Raw genomic sequence first — 21,194 nt, forward strand, 5'->3', positions numbered from 1 at the left:
CGGTCAACGGTCCCGCGCGTCCGACGGCCGTGCCGACGAGGCACTGGTGTCATCCACCTTGACCGGTCACGGACGGCCGAGCTCGGCATATTCGCTCTTCCGCGTCAGTCCCCGCTGTCACACTGCAACCATCCACCCATGCCAGGGGTGACTGAGCTGGTTTCGACGAGAGGACCGATGCGTGGCGGCCGACTGGGATGCACTGGACTGGACATGCCCTACGTGCGCGGCGTCGCGCATGAATCCGTGCACCACGAAGGACGGCCGTCCCCGGCTCACGCACCTCGCCCGCCGCCTCACCTCGGTCCTGCTGCAGTTCGCCGTACGCCGCGGACGCGGTCAGCCGCCCGCCGAACGCGCCCAGCTCGTACGGTCCCTCACCGAGGTCCGGGAATCGGACACCTCCGCCCGCGAGGGCTACCTGTTGCACCAGGCCACCGACGAGCTGTACCTGTGGGACCAGGTGGTGGCTGCGGCCGGCCGGCACGCGGCGGCCGCCGTCGAGGGCCACCTCGACGGCGACGAACTTCGCGACGCAGCCCAGCAGGCCGCACAGCGCATCACCCAGGCCCGAGAGCTCCTGCGCGAATGGCACAGCGATCGCGCGGAGTATCCGCTCGATGAAGAGCTCCTGGCGCATGTGCTGCGCCCCGCCCCGAGCCTGCTCGCTCGTGCTCGGCGCCGCGGCGACCTTCAGCGACTTGAAGCCGACCTCGCGCGCCGGCCCGTGCACCTCGATCGGCCGGGCGGCACCTGGGCAGCGACGTGGCACAGCGACGGCACCCTGGCCGCGCACCGGGACGACGGGCTGTGCGTGCGCGGCTGGAGCGCCACCCCCGACGCCGTCGAGCAAGCCCTGCAGCCGTTCGAGGCCACCAGCCGCCACAGACCGAAGATCACCCTGACCGTGCACGGCGAACGGCCAGAAGGCCCCGCCGGGGGCAGTGACGCACCCGGCATCGACCGGGCGGATGTCCTGCGCGCCTTCGACGCCGACCGCGCCGCGCTCGACGCCACCGTCGCCGCCATCACCCAACTTCAGCGGGCCTGGCCCGAGCACGAGATCAGCGATCGGGTGCGCGCGGCCACCGCCCAGCTCCAGACCAGTGCGCCACAGTCGCCGCATTTCAACCTCTACAACCGTCAGCGGGAGCACACCTGGGCAGCCGGCGAGAGCGCCGCCTGGGTGCGCACCGACGCCATCGTGCACGCCATCGACAAGGTCTGGGGCGACTTCGACCGGTCCGAAGCCTCTCGCGGCCCCAGCTGGATACCCCGCGCCACCCGCGAACTGCTCACCACCAAGCCCGAGCAACTCGCCGCGTTCCTCCGCCACCACCTCGCCGAGCAACCCGCAATCTCCCTCAACGTCATCAACGGACCGGCCGGACCGCTCTACAGCGTCTCCATGGGCGGCGCCCATCGCACACACCTCTTTCGGATCCTGGGCCTGCCCTGGATGATCGCGAAGCTCTACGCCCCCATCCCACCCCGCCGGTTCGATGTCGCTTCCGTCATCGATACCGCCAAGGGCACCACCGAGGTCGAGCGCGTCGGGCGTGGCTGGCAGAGCCTGCTCCAGCGCGGCCTCCTCCACGGCCGCATCCGCCACGAAGGCGCCTTCGCCGTACTCGACCTCGACCACGCCCCCGCGCCGTGGCTGCTCGCAGACGCCACCCTCGCCAGCGCCTACAACACGGCCTACCAGCGGGTGTACCCCGGTGCGCTGACCGAACTGGGCATCCCCGCCACCGCCTTGACCGGCCGCACAGCCTGGGAGCAGTGGCTGTACGGCTGACGACCACCAACAACACGGCATGGGCCATCGCCGTACGCCTGTGGCAGGTCGCGATAGATGTTCTCGGCCCTCGCTCGCGTTGGCCACCCATCAGTCACCGGAACCGCACGGGCACAAAAGCGCGCCCGGGACGGGATGATCCGCCAGTACGAGCGGCAGCAGAGCACGGGGCAGAAGAAGGAAGTGTGACGGCCCCGCGCGACGTGCGAATGGCCCGCGGGGCCGCCTGTGCCCGCGCGTCCTGTCTGTCACGGGTACCGCGACCCTACGGCCAGCCGCCCGTACACGCTGCCGGGTATCGTCCGGCCGGGTGTGTCGCCACGCTGCTCGCCATCGTGTGTTTGGGCTGCGCGGTGCTCGGCGTTGACGAAGACGGCGGTGCCCGACCGCCGGTTGCCTGGGGCGGACGTCGCCTCCGCCCGCGCTGTGCTCGTCGTCGCCCCGGCCAGTCGCTGGCGGAGGGGTCGCGCGACCTTTCGTACGCACCCGTCAGAAGATCGGTGGCCGTCCGGCGCGGGTGAGCCGCAGGACCGTGTGCCAGCTCATGGGCGAGCGAGGGCCGCAGTTTGTCCGGAGTCCTTCGCGGAAGCCCGCGAGGGAAGCGCGCCGGGTCTGCCTGTCTCGGAAGCGCCATAGGGTCACCAGGACCCACGTGGCGAGGTTGGCGGGGATCAGGACGCGGGGGAGGTTGCGGCGGGCGAGCCAGGCGCGGTTGCGGGCGTTCATCCGGTAGAACGTCGCGTGCCGGGCGGGGTTGGTCGCCGGGTGGTGTACGACCACTTCGGGCAGGTAGTAGCCGGTGTATCCGTGGTCCCAGCATCGCCAGGCGAGGTCGATGCCCTCGTGGAAGAGGAAGAAGTGCCCGGGCCAGCCGCCAACGAGTTCGAAGACGTCGCGGCGCATCAGCATGATCCCCTCGGCCATGACAGTGACGGTGCCCGGCCGGGTGGCATCGGCGCGCAGGCGCGGTACCCAGCGGCGCACGGTGACGCCGGTGTCCGGGTCGGCAATACGCGGCTGCACGTACGCCAGGCCCGGGTCCTGCTGCAGGCGGGCAGCGAGCCGGGCGGCAACGTCGGGGGCGGGCAGGATGGCGTCGTTGTCGAAGAAGAGGATGTAGTCGCCCTTGACGTTCGCCGCGCCGACGTTCCGGCCCTCGGGGATGCCCACGTTCTCCGGCAGCGTGACCGTGCGGACCCCGGGCGGCACCTGCTCGGGCTCCACGCCGTTGCCGACCACCACGACGTCGAGATCGACGCCTTCCTGGGCGAGGACCGAGGCCATCGCCCAGGGAAACTCCTCGGGCCGGTCGTTCATGGTCAGAACGACGACGCCGATCGTCGGGGATGGTGTTCCAGTGCTCACGGCGGCTTCCTCTTCCCGGGTTCTGTCCGCGGCGGGGTACACATCACACGGCCGGCGAAGGTGATCGTGTTCAGCCCCGCGTTCCCTGGATGCCCACAGCCGGGCGTCCGTCGGACACCGGTGGCCGGGTGTGGCTTGAGGCCTTCCCGGTTCCGTCCCGGCGCATCGCGGTCATGCGCCGTTCGGCCAACGCGGCACGAGGGACACATCCAGCTCCTCGACCGGGTGAAGCAGCCCGCGCGGGCATGAGACAAAGCAGCGTCCGTGCGGCGCAGTCGGAGGGGTCATCTCGCTGCCGGTCGCGCCGTTCGTGCCCGGCGGGCCGCCTGATATGCCGCAGCGGGGTCGTCGCAGGATCCGGTGGCAGGGCGCCATTCGCCGTTGAAAGAGGTGAAGGGGAACCAGGCGCCGTCAGGACCTGGGCGCAGTTGGACGCCGGCGGTGGTGTCGGTCAGCGTGCCGTTGACGATGTCGATGCTGCCGAGGGCGACCAGGCGGGAGGCCCGGATCGCTTCGCGCGCGTGTTCCAGCGCGGCGGGGGGTGTCCCGGTCGGGGCGTGCGCGGTGTGGGCGCCGGCTGGTCCGCCGTGGCGGTAGCCGATCATCATGGTGCGCAAGGCGGGTTCGGTGTGGCCGGTGGCGCGGGCGACGTCGGGGAGTCGCCGCACGCCGTCGGGGGTGGCGAGGATGCGGACGGCGTCGGCGAGGGCATCGTGGGGCTGTTCTGTGGTGTTGGCGCTGGTCAGGAGCGTGTGGGCGCGGTCGGCTGCGTCCTTGGTCATCCGTGCCAGGTCGTGGGCTGGGGGGCAGGGGGCGGGCGGGTCGTCCAGGGTGGCGGTGATCGGGTCGACGGTATCGAGGTCGAACTGGGGCTGGTGTGCGGACTGTTGTGGGGGGCGGTGGGCCCACAGGGAGTAGAGCTGGTCGGCGCGCACGGTTCCGTCGGCCTCTGCGGGAAGGGAGCCGGGACCAGTGTCGGCCAGTTGTTCGCGCAGGAGGGCGGCGAAGGAGCGGGTGGGCATGCCGCGGGCGGCGAGCAGGACGGATGGGGTGCTGGCGAGGCGTTCGGCCAGGCCGTGGCCGAGGGCTGCGCTGTGGTCGCATACCCGGCCGGTGTGGCCAGTGGGGCAGGAGCAGGAGAAGGTGATCTCGTCGGCTCCGGGGACGATGGCGGTGCCTCGGGCGTGGCCGGGGTCGGCGATGGCGGCGGGTACGCGGTTGGCGAGGAGGTCGGCGACGGCCTGGGGGATATCGGCGAGGCGGCCGGCGAGGGCTTGCCATTGTGCGTCGGTGAGTTCGGGCAGGGCCAGGACGGCTTTGTGGGTGGTCTTCTTCGCGCCGACGGCGGCTGAGAGCCGGCCGGGGGTGGCGTGGATCTGGCCGACGGCGCCGTTGCGGTGGAGGTTGAGCCCCTTGGTGTAGGAGCCGGAGCCGCCGGTGGCGAGGTGGAAAGCCTGTTTCCAGGCGGCGACGAGGGGGCTCATGCCGCGGGCGGGGCTGGTCATCGGGTCCCCTGCAGGGTGACGAGGGCGGCGAGTTCGGTGTCGTCGAGGTCGGCGAGGGCGCTTTCACCGGAGGTGAGGACCGCTTCGGTCAGTGCGCGCTTGCGGTCGAGGAGGTCGGCGATGTGGTCTTCGACGGTGCCTTCGGTGATCAGGTGATGGACCTGGACGGTGCGCTGCTGGCCGATGCGGTGCGCGCGGTCGGTCGCCTGGTCCTCGATGGCGGGGTTGAAGGGGCGGTCGAAGTGGATGACGTGCTCGGCCCGGGTGAGGTTGAGCCCGGTGCCGGCGGCCTTGACGGACAGAATGAAGACCGGGGCCGGGTCGGGGTCGGTCTGGAAGGCGTCGACGAGGTCCTGGCGGCGGGCCGTTGGTGTGCCTCCGTGGAGGAAGTAGACGGAGTGGCCGCGGGCGCGCAGGTGGTGTTCGAGGATGCGTCCCATCTGTACGTAGCCGGTGAAGATCAGGGCGGCTTCGCTTCGGCTGGTCAGGGTGGGCAGGAGGTCGTCCAGGGCGGCCAGCTTGCCCGAGCGGCGTGCGAGGCCGGCCGGATCGGTGCCGTCTGGGGCTTCCTTGAGGTAGAGGGCGGGGGTGTTGCAGATCTGGCGCAGGGCCTGGAGCAGCTTGAGGACCAGGCCGCGGCGGGCGATGCCGGTGCTGGCGGTGATCTGGTCCATGGTGGTGCGGACCATCGCCTCGTACAGGCCGGTCTGCTCGTCGGTGAGGGCGACGATCCGGTGATGGTGGACCTTGCCGGGGAGTTCGGGAGCGATGCCCGGGTCGGATTTGCGCCGCCGCATCATGAACGGGCCGATGAGGCGGGCGAGTTGGGCGGCTGCCGGTGCGGTGGGGTCTTTCTCGACGGCGCCGTAGCGGGCGCGGAAGGCGGTGCGGGTGCCGAGGAGGCCGGGGTTGGCCCAGTCGAGGATGGCCCACAGCTCGGTGAGGTTGTTCTCCGCCGGCGTGCCCGTGACGGCGAGCCGTGCCGTGGCGGGCAGGTGGCGGAGCGCCTTTGCCGTGGCCGATGCCGGGTTCTTGACGTGCTGCGCCTCGTCGGCGACCACGAGGCCCCATTCGGTGCCGGCCAGGGCGGTGGTGTCGCGGCGCACGGTGCCGTAGGTGGTGACGACGATGGTGTCCAGGCCAAGGGCGGAGGGATCGAGGGCGCGGTCGGTGCCGTGGTAGCGCACGACGGTGGTGGAGGGAGCAAAGCGGGCGATCTCCCGCTGCCAGTTCGTCATGAGGGAGGCCGGGCACACCACCAGGGTCGGCCCGGCAGTACTTACCGCGGTCTCGGCACGGTGGAGGTGCAGGGCGATGGCCGTCAGCGTCTTGCCGAGCCCCATGTCGTCGGCGAGCAGCGCGCCGAAGCCCAGGTCGAGGGTGCTGGCGAGCCAGGCCAGGGCACGCTCCTGGTAGTGGCGCAGCGTGGCTTTCAGGGCGGACGGGGTCGGGACGGGCCGGGGGGTTTCGGGGGTGTGGCGCAGCGCCTCGACGAGGGTGGCCAGGGTGCCGGCGGGCCGGGCTGCGAGGGTTTCGCCGCCGAGGGTGAAAGTGCCGGACAGGGCGGCGGCGAGGGCGTCGAGGGAGGGCAGGGGGGCCAGGGTGCGGTTGCGGGCGCGGCGGAGGGTGTCGGGGTCGATGAGCAGCCAGCGGCCGCGCAGCTGGATCAGTGGCCAGGCTGCCTCGGCGAGCGAGGTCATCTCCTGCTCGGTCAGAGGCTGGCCGTCGAGGTCGATGTGCCAGCGGCAGTCCACCAGCCGCTCAAGAGCCAGGGCACTGCCGGACGTCGGCGCGGTCTGTTCGTCGTGGGTGCCGATGACGGCGGTGGTGGTGAAGGCGCCGAGGAGAGAGGCGAGCCAGTAGACGGTGACGCCCGCGTCGGCGAGGGGGGCGGCCGCGGTGAGGTGGAGCTGGGCCAGGTCCTTCGCCGTCAGGGCGGTGCGGTGGGGGCGTTCTTGTGTGGCGAGGGGCTCAAGGGGAGGGAAGAGGCGGGCGGCGCGGCGCAGCGCGCGGCGTACGCCGGGCAGGAGGGCGGGGGTGAGATCGCGGTGGGGTGAGGTGCCGTCCCAGACGCTGATCGCCGGGACGGTCTCGTCCTCATCCTCGGCGGCAAGATGCAGCGTGGCCGTCACGGTGGGGTCTGGTGCGCCGGCGTCAGGCTGCTTGATGCGCAGTACGAGGCCGGGGACGGAGCAGGGGGCGGCGTTGTCCTCGATCGCGTCCGCCCATGCCCACAGCTCCGGTCGCGGCGGGGCGTGCCGGTCTGCGGGGCTGGTGTAGGGGCCGGGGCCGTAGACGTGGGGGGCGCCGGGGGTGCGGAGCATGGTGTCGGCGACGGCGTCGAGCAGCATCCACACGGACGGCTCGGGTGCGGCCACGCGCAGGGGGGTGGTGCCGGCGAGGAGGCAGTGGCCTTCGGGGGCGAGCTGGGCGGCGGCGGTGGTGACGGCGCGGCGCAGCGGCTCGGTTACGGGGCCGATGCGCCAGCAGTCCTGTCCGTCAGCGGTCAGGGCGGGGTGGACGCGCTGCTGGGCGACGCACTGGAGGGCGAGGCGGAGGGCGGGCCGCCATCCGGTCACGGACGGGTGCTCGTTCTCGCCGGGGGTGAGGAGGGCCGGCAGGGCGAGGCGGAGGGGGACGGCGATGCCGGTCACTGCGGCGCGGCGCGGCATGATGCCGCCGGGGCCGGGCAGGGCGAGGTCGCGGGTGACCGTCTGGAGCGGCGGGGGCAGGGACCCGGCGGTGGGGAGCGGGGCTCCGTCGGGGCTGTAGAGCATCCACGTGGCCGTGGCGGGGTGGCGGGAGGGCAGCAGGAGGAGGGCCGCGCCTTGAGCGAGCGCCTGCTCGAGGACGGCGCGGGAGCGGAACAGCTCGGGTGCGTCGGCTGGAAGCGGCGGTGGGGGCTCCTGCACCAAGCCGGTCAGCGGCGCGGCGGGGGCCGCGGCCGGGGGTTCGGGGGCGGCGGCCGGCTTTGGTGGCGCGGGAGCGGTGACGGTGGCGGTCGCGGGGGTGTGGTCGGTGGCCAGAGCCTGCTGCAGTTCCTGCAGGAGGCCGTCGGCGGCGGCAGTGCGGGCGCTTTGCTTTGTCGACCCCTTGCCCGTGGCGGTGAGGTGCCGTTGGCGGTGGACGGCGGTGACCGAGGCGGTGAAGTGGGTGGGCGAGCTGGTGGTGACGTGGAAGTCCGGCCGGGTGATGTGGCCGGCCTGGGCGTATTCGTTGAGAACCATGAGGGGGTTCCGGCCACCTGCGAGCAGCGGGCCGATGCCGGTGGGGGGTGCCTGGGGTGGCAGGGCCGGGCTGAGGAGCCCGCTCTCCGTGGGGGCGGCGTGGTCGGCGAGCGGCTCGGGCAGGTCGGCGAGCGCGGCGATGAGCGAGGCCATGGCCTGTTGCCGGGCGCCCTTGCGGGTGCGGGACCGCTGGATGCTGCCGCTTCTCTCGCGGCCGTCGATGACGAGCGCGGCCTGAGCGGCGAAGGACGGCTCGCTCGCAGGGTCTTGCCCTTCGCGGAGGGTCGCCGAGGGCAGCCGCAGCACTTGCGCGTGCATGGAGATGATGCTGGGTGCCAGGGCCGGGCTGGCGGCGACGGCGGACAGCGCCGCCTTCCGGACGGCCGCCCACAGGGACGTGTCCGGGGTGGCGAGCAGCAGCAGCCGCAGGTCGGGGACCGTGAGACGGCCGCGCGCGAGACGGCGTCCGGCTTCGGCCGCCACCGCGGCGGCGACAGTGGGCGACGTATCGCAGGCGGTGGCCCGTTGCAGGGCGCGGTGGAAGGCGTCGGCGTCCATCGCCTCCAAGGAGCTACCGATGGGGCCCGGGCCGGTCCGGGAATGCGGGATGCCCGCTCCGTGCGCGTGGGTGGCGCGTGCGGCGGGGGTGGCGAGGGGCCCGAGACGGTCGATGGACAAAGAGAACTCCCCCGGGGGCCGGATGCCGTCGATACCGTTTTCCATTGTCGCCTGAACGTGCGTCAGCCCGTGCCGCCACACAGAGACGGGCGGTGAGGCTCACCGGAAAGGCTGTGACTCAGGGGAGAATACCCCCCACCCTCGGGATGTTGCAGATCACTAGTTCTGTATGTATTTTGGATACATCGAGCCGGGCTCCCGGCCCTCCCCCCTCACCCCCTCAGCACAGCCGCGCCCACTTGCGGCTGCACGGAAAGGTGCGCTTGTCATGCCCTGGGAAACCCGAAGCTTCACCGTCACCAATCCCGCCCTCCTGACCGATGACCCCGCTTCCAACACGATCGTTGCCGCCCTGACGGCGATCGAAGACGAGATGGGCGAGCGTCAGGGGTGGGACCGCCCCCCGCGCCTGTTCACACTGCGCGTATTGCCCGGCGAGCGGGTAGAGGCAGCGTTCGTCCCGAAACGCCTGTGGAACCCCGGCGACAACCACCCCGCCGACGCCCTGTGGCGACGAGCAGGCTCACTGCCGCCCGTTCCGCCGATCGTCCTGCCCGGCGATGCGCATCAGGCGCGGGTCAGCGCGCTCGGGTTCATGTTCGAGGGCTGGGGCAGGCCCGCTGACGAGGAGTTGCCCCCGCACCTGGCACAGCTCGCACAGCGAGGCGCGCGCGTGAACCACAGACTGTCCAGCCGTCAGGAAGTCCGGATCGTGCACGCCATCGACCTCAACCAGCACGCCTTCCAGGTCGGGCGGAACCGTGGCGCGCAGCCCCGCGCGGACGCCCTCGGCCGACGCGGCGGTCACTCCGAGAAGGGATACGGGACCATCCCCGCTGCCCTGGCCCGAATGATGCACGCCATGCGCCACCGCGGCCGCCTCTTCCCCGGCCAGCCCTTCTGACCGCTTCCCCCTTCCCGGCCGCCGGGCTCCCCGCCCGGCGGCCGCCGCCCCGGAGGACTGCCATGCACCCCATGCTGTACCGCTTCGTCGCGAGCGGCCCCACGCCGGAACGCGCGTTCGCCGCCTATGCCACCGAGGACGCCTCCCGGCCTCACGACCCCATGTACCGCCGCGCGGACCTCACGAAGGTGAAGAGGGTCGTGGTCGTCCCTGACCGGGCGCCGCTCCGCGCCGTCGAGGCGGGCTACTTCGGCGACTCCTACGCCGCCTTCGACGGCGCTGACGGTGGCCCCCTCGACAGGGACGACGCCGACTGGCTGGCAGACCGGCTCATTGAGGACCACGACCAGCGCATCGCCTCCGGCGCCGCCGCAGCGCTGCGGCTGAACGCTCCCACCGCCGAGCCGAGCTGGCTCTTCTTCGGCTGGACCGTCCAGGCCGACTAGCCGTCTCCCGCCCCGTACACCGCACCAGCCGCGCCCCGGGAACAACCCGCACGGCTGCACCACCAAGGACCCAACTTCCCGTGATTCACCTGACCTCCCCCTCCAGCATCCGCATCCGCACCGCGACTCCCGCCGACGGCGACACCATCGTCGAGCTCGCGTCGCTGGCGAACCTTCGGCGTACTGCCTGACTGACGCCCCCTTACCGCCGATTCCGCTCGACAGCCGTGCCCCGGCCCGCCTTCCCGCTCGAATGTCGCACCGGCCACCCCGGGCACGGCGACCAGGCCTCCCCCTCGCACCGACACCTCAAAGGCTCCCGATGCCCTCGTCTCCCACGCACCCGCATGCTCAACGTATCGCGGCAGAACTCCCGCCCCTGCCAGCGGAGATGAAGAGCAACGACGGCCGCGAGATCGCCCGGTACGCGTTCGTCACCCGCACGCTCCAGACGCTCAGCGGCAACGGCACCGTCACCGGAGACCGCGCGGAGGACTGGCGGCGCGTGACCAGGCAGCTCGCCTAGCTCTGGCAGATGTGCTTCGTCAAGGACTTCCGGATGACCGTCGCCGGACTGGAACTGGTTTCCCTGGAGGCCGAATCCCGGGAGCTCGCCCCCATAGAGGGCCCCACCGGCCCAGGCCCGAACGGCGGCTATCTGATCTTCCTCTGGCAGGCCAAGGAAAAGGACTGGATCTCGGCAACTCAGCGAAGAGGAGCTGCTCTCCATGTATCGGGGGCTACGCCGCTTCGCCGAAGTCGCGACAGGTGCCAGCGGCATCCAGCGCTAGATCCGCGCTCGCCACCGGTCCCGAGAAGAAGCAGGCCCAAAAGCCGGTCCCTGGCGGCGAAGAGGCGATTCTGTCCCCGCCAGGGCCCTCCCATTCACCCACCATGTAGGGACACGGTCCCAGAAGGGGGCTTCACTATGCCCTCATCCAAAAAAAGAGCTGTCCGCCACGCTAATAGCAATCTCCTCCGGAACCAAGGCGACTCACACATCAGGCGCGCCGTTCATGCCATCTGCCGCACGACTCGTCTGCGATTGACAGCGCATGCGGCTTGGAGGGAACGATGCGCCGAGTAGCACTTGTGGATTGGGGTACACGCGTCACCTTGGTCGATTTTCCGAGTCGAAGCCATCGGCGCCTTTTCTGGTGCCGGTGTGCCCGCTGCACGGTCGCCAGCAGATCAATACCGCCCAGGCGGGCCGCCGGAAGCCTCCGTGCTGATCGGCAATGGCGTGCTGAACGAACGGCTGGACTCCAAGGCCGCGCGCGCCCGTGCCCGCGAGCAGTGGCACAAGGACCTCGCGGAGTATCGCGCCCCCTCTCGCTGAGCAGCGGAGCGCCGACCAGGGCCCCAGGCTCCCCGACCGTCAGCACCGGGAGGCAGGCGGATAGCGGCCTGGCTCAGGCCATCGCCCGCCGCTGCCCCGCCCTGGACCGGGCCTTGCGCTTGACGGGCCCCTCCTCCGGTTCTTGCCTGCTCCGCGACCTCGCCCCGACCGCTACCCGGCGCCGGGCCACCGAGATCACAGGCATCTGCCGCTGCCCGGGGCACTTGCGAAAGGACGACGCCACGTGACGCACGATCAAGCTCGCTTCACCGGCCGGTGCGTGTGGGACGCGTTCTTCGAACGTGACCCGGACGCCCGGTGGTGGGCCCGGTACCCAGACGTCCCTGTGGACTGGTTCAACGACTACCCCCTGTGCTGGCCGATGTCCTGCCGCTTGGCCTCTACCTTCCAGGAGGCGGGTTTCACTGCCGAAGTAGTGCTGCTGCGGGACCATCCCGACGACGAGGCGCTCGCCGACCCCATTGGCCTCCACTGGATCGTGGCGGTCCAAGACCATGACGGGGCCTGGTACGGCGCGGACCCCACCGGTCGCCAGTTCAACGACCTCCTGCGCCGCGACGGTCGGCCCCTTTTCGGCACGTTCGACCTTGCTGCCTACCCCGCTCCGCCGCTGTGGCCCCTGGGAACGACCGACCTCGACCGCTGGGACGGCACCGACCACCCCTTCCTCGCCGGGTCCGCAATCCGCGGCAGCGAGCAGTGCCCCCGCTGCGCCGCCCGCTACGAGATGGATGACTGCCTGCCGTGGGGGCGCAGTTGCCCTTCCTGCACGCAGTCCGGCGACGCCGAATAGGGCGCAGCCAAGCGGGTCCCGTCGGGAAAGTGCTGCATCGGGACAAGGTCGGCCGAGGCCTTGGCCGGGGCCGGGCGCGTGTACAGGGCCGGGTATGCGGGGTCGACGCTGTTGGCGATGGCCATCTCGGCATAGTTGTTGCAGCGCTCGACGCCCTCGCGCAGTTCCGGCGGTTACAGGGCGCCGGTGCGCAGCATCTCCCTGACCTCCGGGATTCTGTCGGCGCCGGCGAGCAGCCAGCCCGCGCGATGCCCGCCGCCGCGACGAGCTCGGCCAGCCGGGCGCAGACCTGCCGGCGGCGCTCGGAATCCGTGCCGTACGTGGCGGCCTCCCATGGCTCCTTTCCGGGCGGCAAATTAGAGGGCGTTCACGCGGCGGCCTGCTCGGCGGCGTTGAGGGAGGCGGCCTCGGCCTTGCATACCTCGGTGACGGGGCCGGTGAGCCGCATCGCCTTCCAGGACTCGCGCAGGCCCGCGTCGAGAAGGTCCCCTCGGGTGGCCAGCAGCCGCATGGTCCCGGCAAGGCAGCCAGCCAGGGCGGCGTCGGGGGTGACCACGCTCAGGGTTCCAGCGCGGTCGGCGACCAGGACAGAGCGGTCCCGGTCGGAATCAAGGTCGGAGGGCAGCGTGGTGAGGGCCCGCAGGTGGTCCGGCTTCACGACGGCAGGCACCCAGGGCATCTCGGTGCGCGGGATCTCGGCGGTCATCTACTCCCCTTGTGGTGGTCGGGTCGTCCTCGTTGCGAGGAGCACCTGTTTGATCCAGCGGTGGAGAGCGTAGCGAAGAGCGCCACCGCAGGCCGGCTGTCGCTGTGGTCGCCGCGATCACGTTGGTCGACCGCCCCAGGGCGGGGGAACGCATCGACATCGAGGGCCTGCTTCGCGAGGGCGGCACCGTCGTTCTCGGGTTCGACCCCGGGCAGGCCGGCGCGGTCGACAAGGAGGGAGACCTGCTCCAGGAGCCGTACGAGCCCTGCTACACGGCAGTGGCGAAGGCTGCGGACGGAACGGCGATCGGATGGGGTGGGGGAGAGAGTGTGGCGGATGCCCTGTTGCGGCTGTGCCGTCCGCCCGCGCATCTGTACTCGGACGAGCCTCCGTTCTAGGCCGGAACGGCGCGCACAGGGGCTCCCCCGCACGATCTGGCGCGTATGAACCTCGCACTTCCCGCGCGGACTGCCGAGTGCAGGGGGAACGCCCTGCACTCGGCAGTCCGCCTTCACCGGCGGCCACGGCCGGCCCCACGGGAACCCGTTGGGCAAGGGCTACTTCTTTGCGGCCTTGGCCGCCTCCTCCCCTGCCGTGGCTGTGGCGCGCTTGCCGTCCTGGACCTGCTGCAGGCGCCTGACGATTGCGGCGAGCGTGTCCTCGACGCCGGTCGTGTCGCCCTTGGACTCCTCGACCTTGACTTCGATATTGACGGTGCCGGAGCGGCTGTATGCGTAGGCGGAGGGCTCGCGGAGGACCACCGTGGACTCCTCTCCCACCTTGGCCTTGGTGGCCTGCTCCTTCTGGTCGTCGTCCTTGCCCCGCTTCCACGAGGAGTAGGCGCTCTTCGCGTGCTCAGGGGTGTCGAACTGGCAGATTTTGACGTACATCATGTTGTCCGTCGACCCGTTGAACTCGTACATGGTGGAGCCGCCTCGCGTCCAGCCCTCGGGAGACTTGTCGTCGTCTTCTCCCCCAGTGCAGTACTCGCCCGACTTGGACACGCTCTTGTCGTGGCGCAGGTTCCAGCCGCTGGGCATCTCGTTGTTGCCCGGCAGTGCCTGGGTGATGTCACCCTGGGCGAGCTGCTTCGTGATCGGCTTGCCCTCTTCATCGGAGCCACCGGAGGAGCAGGCGGTCAGAGCGGTGGCGCAGAGGACGAGGGTGAGGACGGCGGTGCGAGTGCGTGACATGTACATAGCCTATGCAGCGAGCGTCTGCCCCCGTCCGGCCAGGTGAGCGTCACGGTCCACCTCTAGGGGTGGGGTCCGGTCTCGTTGATCACGATGCACGTAGGTGTGCGTCAGCCCTGACCAATGGCGGCTGGTGAGCGGGCTTCATGAAACGCCGCTTCTCTGCAGCAGGAACGCGGGCAGACTTCAGTTCCTGTCCTCGGCGGCGGGTGGGTTGATGTCCTTGACGAGGTCGCTGTTCTCCAGGTGATGCAGCAGCGCGGCCATGTCGGCGGTGGTGGGGTGCAGGACGCCGGTCTTTGCGTTGATGCGTGACATGGCGAATCTCTGGTACAGGCTGAGGGTGTGACTGGCCAGTGGGTCGGCGGGGTCGGCGGAGTCGACGACCGTGTACTGGACGGCGATGGGCCCCATGATCGTGATCTGGTCGGAGACAACACGGACGTGGTCGCCAGGGGCGCTGTCGGCCAGGGAACGGAGGTCATCCTCCGAGGCCCGCAGGAAGGTCCGGTTGGCGGCCCGGCGGCCGGCGATGCACAGTACGGCGGAGTCGGCGCCGATGCGGTCGAAGGCGCGGCCGTGCCCCGGCACCATGTCGCGGGTGTAGGGGGCGATGGCGTCAAGAAGGGGAAGGAGCGGGGCGCTCCGGCGGATCAGAGCCCACTGCATGCTGGTGAGCTGCAGCGAGAACACCGTGACGACTGCGCAGAGGAGCGTGGCCCACAAGGGTGCGCCGAGCAGGGGGACGCTCGCTCCGAGAATGAGGATCGCGCCGACCTCGAAGCCCAGTGCGATCTTGCGGCGGACGGCCTGACGGCTGGGTGGGGTGGGCGGCTTGGACATGTGTCGAGAGTATCGACGCTGGCTTCGGCCGGTCCGTCAGTCCGGGCAACGGCGCCCGAGCAGACCGCGCTCTGCACCGCCGCGTTCTGCTAGACCACCGACGACGGGGGACGGTAGGTACGGCGAGCGAGACGATGAGCGGTCACCGACGGTGGACGCTGTGCGGAGCTCAGCTTCCGAGCATGGTTTCGCACCAGTTCCTCCGCGAGGCGGTCCTGTCTTCACTGTCAGTCCTGGTTGCCCGTCATGGCCCGGGCGTATGCGGTCGCCAGCTCGGCCTTGGCGGGGGCGAGGGCGGCCAGGAGGTGGCTGCGGTGTTGTCGGACAGCGGCCGAGCTAGCCGGCTCGGCCGGTTCTCACGACGTGCAACGCCGTTTCAGGCCGCTGCGGCGAGGTAGCCGACCGCCTGCCGTCGTGCGTCCATCTGCGCGTACAGCGCTTCCGTGACGGTGCGCGCGCTCAGTTCCCGGGCCGCCTGGTCCACCGGCAGGCCGCAAGTCACGGCCTGCCCTCGCCAGTGCGGCCGCCGGGCGTCGAGCTCGCTGTAGTCGCCGGTCATCACCCGCGAGTTGTCGGCCACGGCAGCCACGGTGCGCAGCGTGGCCTGGTAGTAGCGGTGGACTGCGGCGGGGACTTGGTGTTCGTGGCATGGGCCGCACACCAGGGATCGCTCCCCGTCCGTGCGGGAGCCCCAGACGTATAGGCCGCAGTCGTGTTCGATCGGCACGCCGCAGAAGAGGCACGGGCGTGGTTCGGGGGTTTCCAGGAAAGCGACGTCGAACAGGACGACGGTCATCGCGTGACTCCTTTCTTCTGTGTCCCGGTAGGGGTGCGGTGCTGTGGAGCTGGGGGTGGCTCAGGTCGTGACGGTGGAGGGCAGGTTGCGCAGCACGGCGGACAGGGCTCGGGAGTCGTGCGGAGCGATGCGTACCAGGAGGTGTGCCAGCGCGAAGCCCAGGGCGGCCGCTTCGGGGTCGGAGCGGGCGTGGCACCACGCGGCGACGGCGTTGTGCAGCACGCGCTGGGTGTCCCCGGGCGGTGCGGCCAGCCGGTGCCGGTCCTCGGCCACCGCCAGGTGCAGGCGGGCTGCTGCCGGCCAGTCGCGCGCGTGCAGTGCGAAGAAGCCCTCGAGTTCGGTGGCGAGGACCGTGTGGGGGTGGTCGCCGCCGAGTTCGGCCCGCACCTGAGCGGCCAGTCGTCCCGCGGCGGCCTGTGCGGCACGCCAGTCGGTGGCGCGCTGAGCGGCGCGGACGGTCTCCACGAGCGGGTGCTGCTCCAGCGTGCCGTCCAGCCAGCGGGAGTCGAGGTGCTCGGGCATCGGGGGCTGTGGGTGGGCGTAGGCCCAGTCCACCTGTCCGTTCGGGTGTGCGAGGTAGGCCGCGACCGTGCCGTCCAGATGCCCAACGCTCACCCGCACGGGCCGACCCAACCGCTGCGCCTCGATCTGGGCCGGGCGCCACGCGGCGTGCACCGAATTCCACAGCCCGCCGCCCGACGGCGCTCCGGCGGCGTGGGCGGTCCCGTCCGCTAGCACGACGATCGTAAAGTGAGGGTCGGCGGGGATGCCGGCGGCCGGGGAGGGGTGCGGCGTCGCCACGGGGGCCTGCTGTTTCGGGGAACGACGGAATTTCATCGCAGTGCTACTTCCGCTATGGGGGACCAGGTGATGTGCCGTCGGTCGTGGGACTGGGCGACCAGGCAGAGGCGTTCGGCGCGCAGGACGACGGGCTCGCCCGGGTGGTCGGACAGCGCTTGTTTCAGTGCGCGCCGGTCGGCCCGTACCTCTGCGGCGGTGCCGTAGGCGATCGATGCGTGTGGGTAGTAGACGGACGGGATCAAGGGGTAGCGACCGCCGGTGACTTCGGCGTCGACGCGGGCGGTGATCTCCCACAGCCGGCGTGCGGGTTCCCCGGGGCGGGCCGCGCACTCGACGGCGACCGTGCCGATGGTGGGACGGTCGAAGGTGAGGTCGAACGCGTCGAGGTTCTCGCACTCCTTGGCGACGCGTTCGACGATGTCGGTGATCTGCTGCTCCCGGTACTCGGCGACCGGGCCGGCGTGGAGCACGGTGCAGTGCAGCCATGGCGCGGCCACCGGAGCGAGACCAGGCCGGTCCGCTATATGCCGGTATGGGGCTATTAGTGCGTCATGGACTGCCTGCTCGTCGAAGAGCAAGTGCCAGTGCAGGTCAGCGCGGCCTGCGGGCCAGGCGTGGCGGCGCGACTCGACGCCGGCGAAGAAGTCCTCCACGAACGTGCTCACCGCATCCTCCCGCCGGCAGTCGCGAGGTCGGAAATGCGGTGCACGGTTCCGAAGCCCTCGGAGCTCAGCTGGTCCGCCGTGGGGAGCTGCCGGTGGAGGTCGCTCAGCACGCTCTCGGGCACCACGCGCGAGCGCGCGGCGTTCTGGGCCTGGGCTGTCTCCAGCGGGATGTCGAACAGGATCGCGGTGGCGGGGCGGAGCCAGTACCGGGCGCGGGCCAGCAGACTGGCACGGACATGCGGGAAGATGTTGGTCGCGTCGACCAGAGTGGTCCGGCAGCGGGCGAGCCGGGCGTCCAGCAGGCGGTCCTGGATCTCGGCAGCGACTGGGGTCGCGGACTGGTCCGTCATGTCGTCGGTCGCCGCCATCCGGTACTCATCCAGGCAGACCCGCCAGCTGGACGGGTACTGGGCGGCGAGGCGTGACTTGCCACTACCGGGGATGCCCACGAGTACGACAAGCGTCCCGAGGTCGAAGGGGAAGGGCGGGCCTGACGAGAGGGCCGGGCGGGCGGGCGTGTCCAGCATGGTCATGGGCGGTGGTCCTCCTTGAATGTCGTGAAAGGGATGCCGCGGCGGGCTGTCAGCGCACGGGTGCGTCCGCGCAGCGGCCGGGACCAGGCAGGAGGCCGCGCGCGGCGGGCACTTCCCGCTGCAGTTCCGGCATGCCGGTGCCGGCCTGACCGCCCGTCACGCAGGCGGCGGGCTCGGCGGCGCCATCGGGAAGCAGCGGGTGCTCGCGCGCCAGCCCGGGGACGAGGTCCTGGTGAGTGGCGGCAGCCCGCTGGTGGACAGCCCACCCTTCGTCCCACACGAAGGTGACCTGCGCGTCGGACCGGTGGCTGCCGTGGGCGTGCGGGAAGTCGTGGACGATTTCCACTGCTTCGCCCTTCCTGGTGACCGACGGGGGGACCGGGTGGTCCTGTTCCGCGCGTTCGGCCCGCGCGCTCTCGTCGGTCCCGTGGTCGGCCGTTTGGCGCGGCGCGGTCGGCGCGAGGTCCCTGTCGGCAGTGCGGGTGCCCCGCCGCTGTTCGCGGGGCGGAGGCGTGAGGTTCATGTGCAACTCCCGGAGTGGTGTGCTCTGTCACCTGCTACAGGTGTTGAAAAGGCGCGCGGTGTGACAGTGGGAGCGCATGAATTTTCCGGCAGAGTCCAGCGGCCGGCGGCCTCAGGTCCTGCGGGAGGTGATCACCGCGGTGATCAGGGCTGTGGCGGGCCAGAGAAAGAGGCCGGCGGCCAGCATCGTGAACCCGGAGAGGCCGAAGTCGCCTGCGGCGAGCAGCAGGGCGGTGGTGTGGAGCGCACCGGCGCTCGCGGCCAGGTCGGCGCGGTGGGCAGGGCGGTGCAGTAGGCGCTGCACGGTGTGGCGAACGGCGCTGGAGCAGGCGACGAGCACCGGGCCGCCGACGACGCCGGTGGCCAGCGCGGCCCACCACATGGCCGGATGGGCAACCAGGAGGACCACGGCAGTACCGAAGGCGAGGAGCAGCGCGGTGAACAGGCCTGCGGTGGTGATGCGTAGCTCTCCCGTATGCGGCGGGTGGGGCGGGTCGAGAAGGTAGAGGGTGCCCAGGAGCAGGCCGGCGAGGGTGCCGAGGGCGACCGGCCAGGGGGAGGGCACGATGGTGGTCCAGGCGAGTTCGCCCGCGAGCGCGGCGCCCGTCACGGTGCCTGCCCACACGGCGGTGGGGCGCGGGCCCACGCCGCGGCAGCCGGCGGTGTCCGGGGTGTGCACGACGGTGGGAGCCGTCGGCCGGCGGTGCGGCGTGGCGGTCGGTGCTGCGCCGGGGGCGCAGGCCAGCTGGGTGAGCCGGTGCAGGGTTTCGGCAGCGGTCGGGCGGCGGGCCGGGTTCTTGTCGAGGAGGGCGAGAACCAGGTGCTCGAGGTCGTGGGGAATGCCGGGGCGCAGGGTGGACAGGGCGGCGGGGGCCTCGTGGAGGTGCTGGTGGAGGACGTGCCAGCCGGAGCCGGTGAACGGGGCGGCGCCAGTGAGGAGTTCGTGGATCAGGCAGCCCAGTGAGTACAGGTCGCTGGGTGCGCCCACGTCTTTGTCACCGCGGGCCTGTTCGGGGGACATGTAGGTGGGGGTGCCGATGGGGGCACCGGTGGCGGTCAGGGTGTGGTGGGTGGCGTCGGCGAGGCGGGCGATCCCGAAGTCGCACAGTCGTGCAGCGCGCTGGTGGTGGTCGATGAGGACGTTGGACGGCTTGATGTCGCGGTGGACGATCCCGGCCTGGTGGGCGGCGTGCAGGGCCTGGCTGATCTGGGCGGCCCAGGCCAGGGTGATCCCGATGGGGAGGGGGCCGGTAGTGAAGGCGCTCAGGGGCTGGCCGTCGACGAGGTCCATGGCGAGGAAGAGAGCGGGCCGGCCGCCGACGTCGGTGGTGCCGTGGTCGTGAACGGCGACGACGTGCGGGTGCGCCAGGCGCTGGGCGACGCGTGCCTCCCGGCGGAAGGTGGCCTCGCGTACAGCACCGTCCTCTCCCACGGTGATGAGCTTGAGTGCGACTGGGTGCCCTTCCTGGAGGTCTTCGGCGCGCCATACCTCACCCATGCCGCCGCGGCCGATGACTTCGACCAGCCGGTAGCGGCTGGCAACCTTCGTGCCGCGCATCTCTCCTCCTGCTCCGCGTTGATGCTCCTGGTCCCGGGGTTGGCCACCCGAGCGTCACCGCCGGCCGTGGAGCCGTGGGCGGCGGCACGGAGCATACGTAAACGGCGCGGGGCCACCGGGTCGGGCGAGCGAGTGACGGGCCGCAGGCCCCGTGGCCCTCATCCGCGCTCCCCCGGCTGTGCTGGCTCGACAGCCTCACCGGCGGGCGTGCCCCAGCGGGATGTGGTCGCGGGAGAATGCGGAGGCCATCAGCAGCAGTACGAGGGGCGGGCCCGGTGAGCGGACGATCACGCAAGCGCGCAGTGCCAGAGCCAGCGGTGAACGGGCTACGGCCGCAGATCACCGAGGAGCAGGACGCAGGGCCGGAGAAGTTCACGCTCACCTGCCCGCGGTGCGGCGTGGTAGGCCGGTACCGCTTCGCTCTGCTCGCACGGCGGGCGTTCGAGGCGCACGCCGACGAGGAGCACCCGGCCGTGGACAGCCCGTTGGACCGGATTCGCACGCTCGTCGACCTGGCCGAGACCACTCCGGGAGCGTGGGGGTGCGAGCTCGGCCAGGAGACCTACGTGGTGCGCCAGCGCGCCCACGACCAGTACGAGGTGGAGGTGACCAGCCGCCGCATCACGATCGATGCCCCGCTGCGCACCCTGGATGACGCCCGAATCGCCATCGGCGGTCACGCCAAGCTGGTCAACGCCGCCCTCGCGACTGCCGCCACCATCCAGCTGCGCCACGGCACCCCGGCGGACGCCATCCCCCTGGAGTGACTCCGTGCCGACAAGGAGCTGGGGGAACCGCACGGCCTCGGGCCTCGGAGCCCTCGACGAGTTCGGCTTGCCGGTGCTGGCCCCGTTCCCGCTCTAGCGCCAGTCGCGCAGGATGACGTCGACGGCAGGACCTCGCTGCCGAATGGTCGCGATGAGGTCGCGCAAGGCGCCGTTTGCAGGGTGTTCGGCAAGCAGTCGTTCTTCATCGACGACCAGGTAGTACACGGACTCTGCACGCCACCGGCGCCCGGGGAACTGCTGCATCTCTCTTGCCGATTCGCGGCTTTCGATCTCGATCACGACGCGGTTCAACACGTCCATGCACACCTGGACACTGGCGTCGCGCGGCAGCGTCTTGCCTGTTGACGGACGTCCGGCCAGCATGCTCGCCGACGTCAGGGCGTCCTGGTGTGCGATCTTCAGCTCCATGCGCACGATCCTCGCAGCAACCCTGCCCAGAGGGATACCGATTGCCGGAGAGAACTTCTCGATCGCGTTTCGTCGTAGTGACGTTCCGGATCTCGTCTGTGTACGCCCGCGCCACAGGTTGTGGTCCGGCTGCACGGCGGCGCCTTGGTGCCCGCGGATGCGCGGGGCGGGAAAAGGGAAGAGGCCCGGCAACGCCGGGCCTCTCATCTCGTAGCGGGGACAGGATTTGAACCTGCGGTGTATTGACCGAACTAACTTTGACGTTTTCGCAGGTCAGAGGGTATTTCTGTTAAGTTCCGGCGGTG

20 protein-coding genes are annotated in these 21,194 nt (G+C 71.1%); 7 read left to right on the top strand and 13 right to left on the bottom strand.

All coding sequences use genetic code 11. From position 1 onward, the window contains the following. The first annotated feature begins 238 nt into the window (after window positions 1-238). On the top strand, window positions 239-1,798 hold the full coding sequence (locus ACFY1P_RS33975) for a hypothetical protein (protein ID WP_390752855.1): 1,560 nt from the start codon (window positions 239-241) through the stop codon (window positions 1,796-1,798). Between the two features lie 489 nt (window positions 1,799-2,287). On the opposite strand, the gene ACFY1P_RS33980 is transcribed toward ACFY1P_RS33975, so the two are convergent. The 3 genes from ACFY1P_RS33980 to ACFY1P_RS33990 form a co-directional block, all read right to left on the bottom strand. Continuing rightward, the gene (locus ACFY1P_RS33980) at window positions 2,288-3,163 is read right to left on the bottom strand and encodes a glycosyltransferase family 2 protein (protein WP_390752856.1); all 876 of its coding nucleotides are present in this window, start codon (window positions 3,161-3,163) and stop codon (window positions 2,288-2,290) included. Between the two features lie 284 nt (window positions 3,164-3,447). Then, window positions 3,448-4,668, bottom strand: a complete 1,221-nt coding sequence (locus ACFY1P_RS33985; protein WP_390752857.1) for a hypothetical protein — start codon at window positions 4,666-4,668, stop codon at window positions 3,448-3,450. Then, entirely contained in the window at window positions 4,665-8,573 is a 3,909-nt protein-coding gene (locus tag ACFY1P_RS33990) for an SNF2-related protein (protein WP_390752858.1), read from the bottom strand. The genes ACFY1P_RS33985 and ACFY1P_RS33990 overlap by 4 nt, the downstream gene beginning before the upstream one ends. 268 nt (window positions 8,574-8,841) lie before the next feature. Between ACFY1P_RS33990 and ACFY1P_RS33995 the strand changes: the two genes are divergently transcribed. From ACFY1P_RS33995 to ACFY1P_RS34010, 4 genes are all read left to right on the top strand, one after another. After that, window positions 8,842-9,477 carry a hypothetical protein gene (locus tag ACFY1P_RS33995; protein ID WP_390752859.1) on the top strand — a complete coding sequence of 212 codons (636 nt, stop codon included), beginning with the start codon at window positions 8,842-8,844 and terminating at the stop codon, window positions 9,475-9,477. Between the two features lie 62 nt (window positions 9,478-9,539). Continuing rightward, window positions 9,540-9,923 (top strand): hypothetical protein, encoded by a 384-nt coding sequence (locus ACFY1P_RS34000; protein ID WP_390752860.1) that lies wholly within the window; start codon window positions 9,540-9,542, stop codon window positions 9,921-9,923. A gap of 391 nt (window positions 9,924-10,314) precedes the next feature. Then, window positions 10,315-10,449: a hypothetical protein gene (locus ACFY1P_RS34005; RefSeq protein ID WP_390752861.1), complete on the top strand. Its 135-nt coding sequence runs from the start codon at window positions 10,315-10,317 to the stop codon at window positions 10,447-10,449. A gap of 1,057 nt (window positions 10,450-11,506) precedes the next feature. Beyond that, window positions 11,507-12,076: a hypothetical protein gene (locus tag ACFY1P_RS34010; protein WP_390752862.1), complete on the top strand. Its 570-nt coding sequence runs from the start codon at window positions 11,507-11,509 to the stop codon at window positions 12,074-12,076. Window positions 12,077-12,443: 367 nt separating this feature from the next. Here the strand turns inward: ACFY1P_RS34010 and ACFY1P_RS34015 are convergent, their stop codons facing one another. Continuing rightward, window positions 12,444-12,782: a hypothetical protein gene (locus tag ACFY1P_RS34015; protein ID WP_390752863.1), complete on the bottom strand. Its 339-nt coding sequence runs from the start codon at window positions 12,780-12,782 to the stop codon at window positions 12,444-12,446. A gap of 104 nt (window positions 12,783-12,886) precedes the next feature. On the opposite strand from ACFY1P_RS34015, the gene ACFY1P_RS34020 reads away from it, so the two are divergent. Then, complete coding sequence (locus ACFY1P_RS34020) at window positions 12,887-13,180, top strand: hypothetical protein (protein ID WP_390752864.1); 294 nt, start codon at window positions 12,887-12,889, stop codon at window positions 13,178-13,180. Between the two features lie 159 nt (window positions 13,181-13,339). Here ACFY1P_RS34020 and ACFY1P_RS34025 read toward each other — a convergent pair whose 3' ends face one another. From ACFY1P_RS34025 to ACFY1P_RS34060, 8 genes are all read right to left on the bottom strand, one after another. Further along, window positions 13,340-13,975, bottom strand: coding sequence for a hypothetical protein (locus ACFY1P_RS34025; RefSeq protein ID WP_390752865.1), 636 nt, complete (start codon window positions 13,973-13,975; stop codon window positions 13,340-13,342). A 186-nt stretch (window positions 13,976-14,161) separates the two neighbouring features. Beyond that, entirely contained in the window at window positions 14,162-14,818 is a 657-nt protein-coding gene (locus ACFY1P_RS34030; RefSeq protein ID WP_390752866.1) for a hypothetical protein, read from the bottom strand. A gap of 376 nt (window positions 14,819-15,194) precedes the next feature. Next, window positions 15,195-15,614 (bottom strand): hypothetical protein, encoded by a 420-nt coding sequence (locus ACFY1P_RS34035; RefSeq protein WP_390752867.1) that lies wholly within the window; start codon window positions 15,612-15,614, stop codon window positions 15,195-15,197. Between the two features lie 60 nt (window positions 15,615-15,674). After that, window positions 15,675-16,352: a hypothetical protein gene (locus ACFY1P_RS34040; protein ID WP_390752868.1), complete on the bottom strand. Its 678-nt coding sequence runs from the start codon at window positions 16,350-16,352 to the stop codon at window positions 15,675-15,677. A gap of 95 nt (window positions 16,353-16,447) precedes the next feature. Beyond that, window positions 16,448-17,080, bottom strand: coding sequence for a 2'-5' RNA ligase family protein (locus tag ACFY1P_RS34045; RefSeq protein ID WP_390752869.1), 633 nt, complete (start codon window positions 17,078-17,080; stop codon window positions 16,448-16,450). Continuing rightward, on the bottom strand, window positions 17,077-17,613 hold the full coding sequence (locus ACFY1P_RS34050) for an AAA family ATPase (protein WP_390752870.1): 537 nt from the start codon (window positions 17,611-17,613) through the stop codon (window positions 17,077-17,079). Before ACFY1P_RS34050 ends, ACFY1P_RS34045 begins: the two co-directional genes overlap by 4 nt. Before the next feature lie 49 nt (window positions 17,614-17,662). After that, window positions 17,663-18,136 carry a hypothetical protein gene (locus tag ACFY1P_RS34055; protein ID WP_390752871.1) on the bottom strand — a complete coding sequence of 158 codons (474 nt, stop codon included), beginning with the start codon at window positions 18,134-18,136 and terminating at the stop codon, window positions 17,663-17,665. A 111-nt stretch (window positions 18,137-18,247) separates the two neighbouring features. Next, on the bottom strand, window positions 18,248-19,693 hold the full coding sequence (locus ACFY1P_RS34060) for a serine/threonine-protein kinase (RefSeq protein WP_390752872.1): 1,446 nt from the start codon (window positions 19,691-19,693) through the stop codon (window positions 18,248-18,250). A gap of 302 nt (window positions 19,694-19,995) precedes the next feature. Here ACFY1P_RS34060 and ACFY1P_RS34065 point away from each other — a divergent pair, with 302 nt between their 5' ends. Next, complete coding sequence (locus tag ACFY1P_RS34065) at window positions 19,996-20,460, top strand: hypothetical protein (RefSeq protein ID WP_390752873.1); 465 nt, start codon at window positions 19,996-19,998, stop codon at window positions 20,458-20,460. Between the two features lie 93 nt (window positions 20,461-20,553). Here ACFY1P_RS34065 and ACFY1P_RS34070 read toward each other — a convergent pair whose 3' ends face one another. Then, a complete protein-coding gene (locus ACFY1P_RS34070; RefSeq protein ID WP_390752874.1) occupies window positions 20,554-20,889 on the bottom strand; it encodes a hypothetical protein in 336 nt (111 codons plus the stop codon). Window positions 20,890-21,194: the final 305 nt, after the last annotated feature.

Origin of the sequence: Streptomyces sp. NPDC001407, from assembly GCF_042895325.1 — a bacterium.
Taxonomy (GTDB): domain Bacteria; phylum Actinomycetota; class Actinomycetes; order Streptomycetales; family Streptomycetaceae; genus Streptomyces.

Bases quoted from the DNA above. Each gene is read 5' to 3' on its own strand.
- ACFY1P_RS33975 (WP_390752855.1), top strand. From the start codon at position 239: ATGAATCCGTGCACCACGAAGGACGGCCGTCCCCGGCTCACGCACCTC.
- ACFY1P_RS33985 (WP_390752857.1), bottom strand. From the start codon at position 4,668: ATGACCAGCCCCGCCCGCGGCATGAGCCCCCTCGTCGCCGCCTGGAAA.
- ACFY1P_RS33995 (WP_390752859.1), top strand. From the start codon at position 8,842: ATGCCCTGGGAAACCCGAAGCTTCACCGTCACCAATCCCGCCCTCCTG.
- ACFY1P_RS34000 (WP_390752860.1), top strand. From the start codon at position 9,540: ATGCACCCCATGCTGTACCGCTTCGTCGCGAGCGGCCCCACGCCGGAA.
- ACFY1P_RS34005 (WP_390752861.1), top strand. From the start codon at position 10,315: ATGAAGAGCAACGACGGCCGCGAGATCGCCCGGTACGCGTTCGTCACC.
- ACFY1P_RS34015 (WP_390752863.1), bottom strand. From the start codon at position 12,782: ATGACCGCCGAGATCCCGCGCACCGAGATGCCCTGGGTGCCTGCCGTC.
- ACFY1P_RS34025 (WP_390752865.1), bottom strand. From the start codon at position 13,975: ATGTCACGCACTCGCACCGCCGTCCTCACCCTCGTCCTCTGCGCCACC.
- ACFY1P_RS34030 (WP_390752866.1), bottom strand. From the start codon at position 14,818: ATGTCCAAGCCGCCCACCCCACCCAGCCGTCAGGCCGTCCGCCGCAAG.
- ACFY1P_RS34035 (WP_390752867.1), bottom strand. From the start codon at position 15,614: ATGACCGTCGTCCTGTTCGACGTCGCTTTCCTGGAAACCCCCGAACCA.
- ACFY1P_RS34050 (WP_390752870.1), bottom strand. From the start codon at position 17,613: ATGACCATGCTGGACACGCCCGCCCGCCCGGCCCTCTCGTCAGGCCCG.
- ACFY1P_RS34055 (WP_390752871.1), bottom strand. From the start codon at position 18,136: ATGAACCTCACGCCTCCGCCCCGCGAACAGCGGCGGGGCACCCGCACT.
- ACFY1P_RS34060 (WP_390752872.1), bottom strand. From the start codon at position 19,693: ATGCGCGGCACGAAGGTTGCCAGCCGCTACCGGCTGGTCGAAGTCATC.
- ACFY1P_RS34070 (WP_390752874.1), bottom strand. From the start codon at position 20,889: ATGGAGCTGAAGATCGCACACCAGGACGCCCTGACGTCGGCGAGCATG.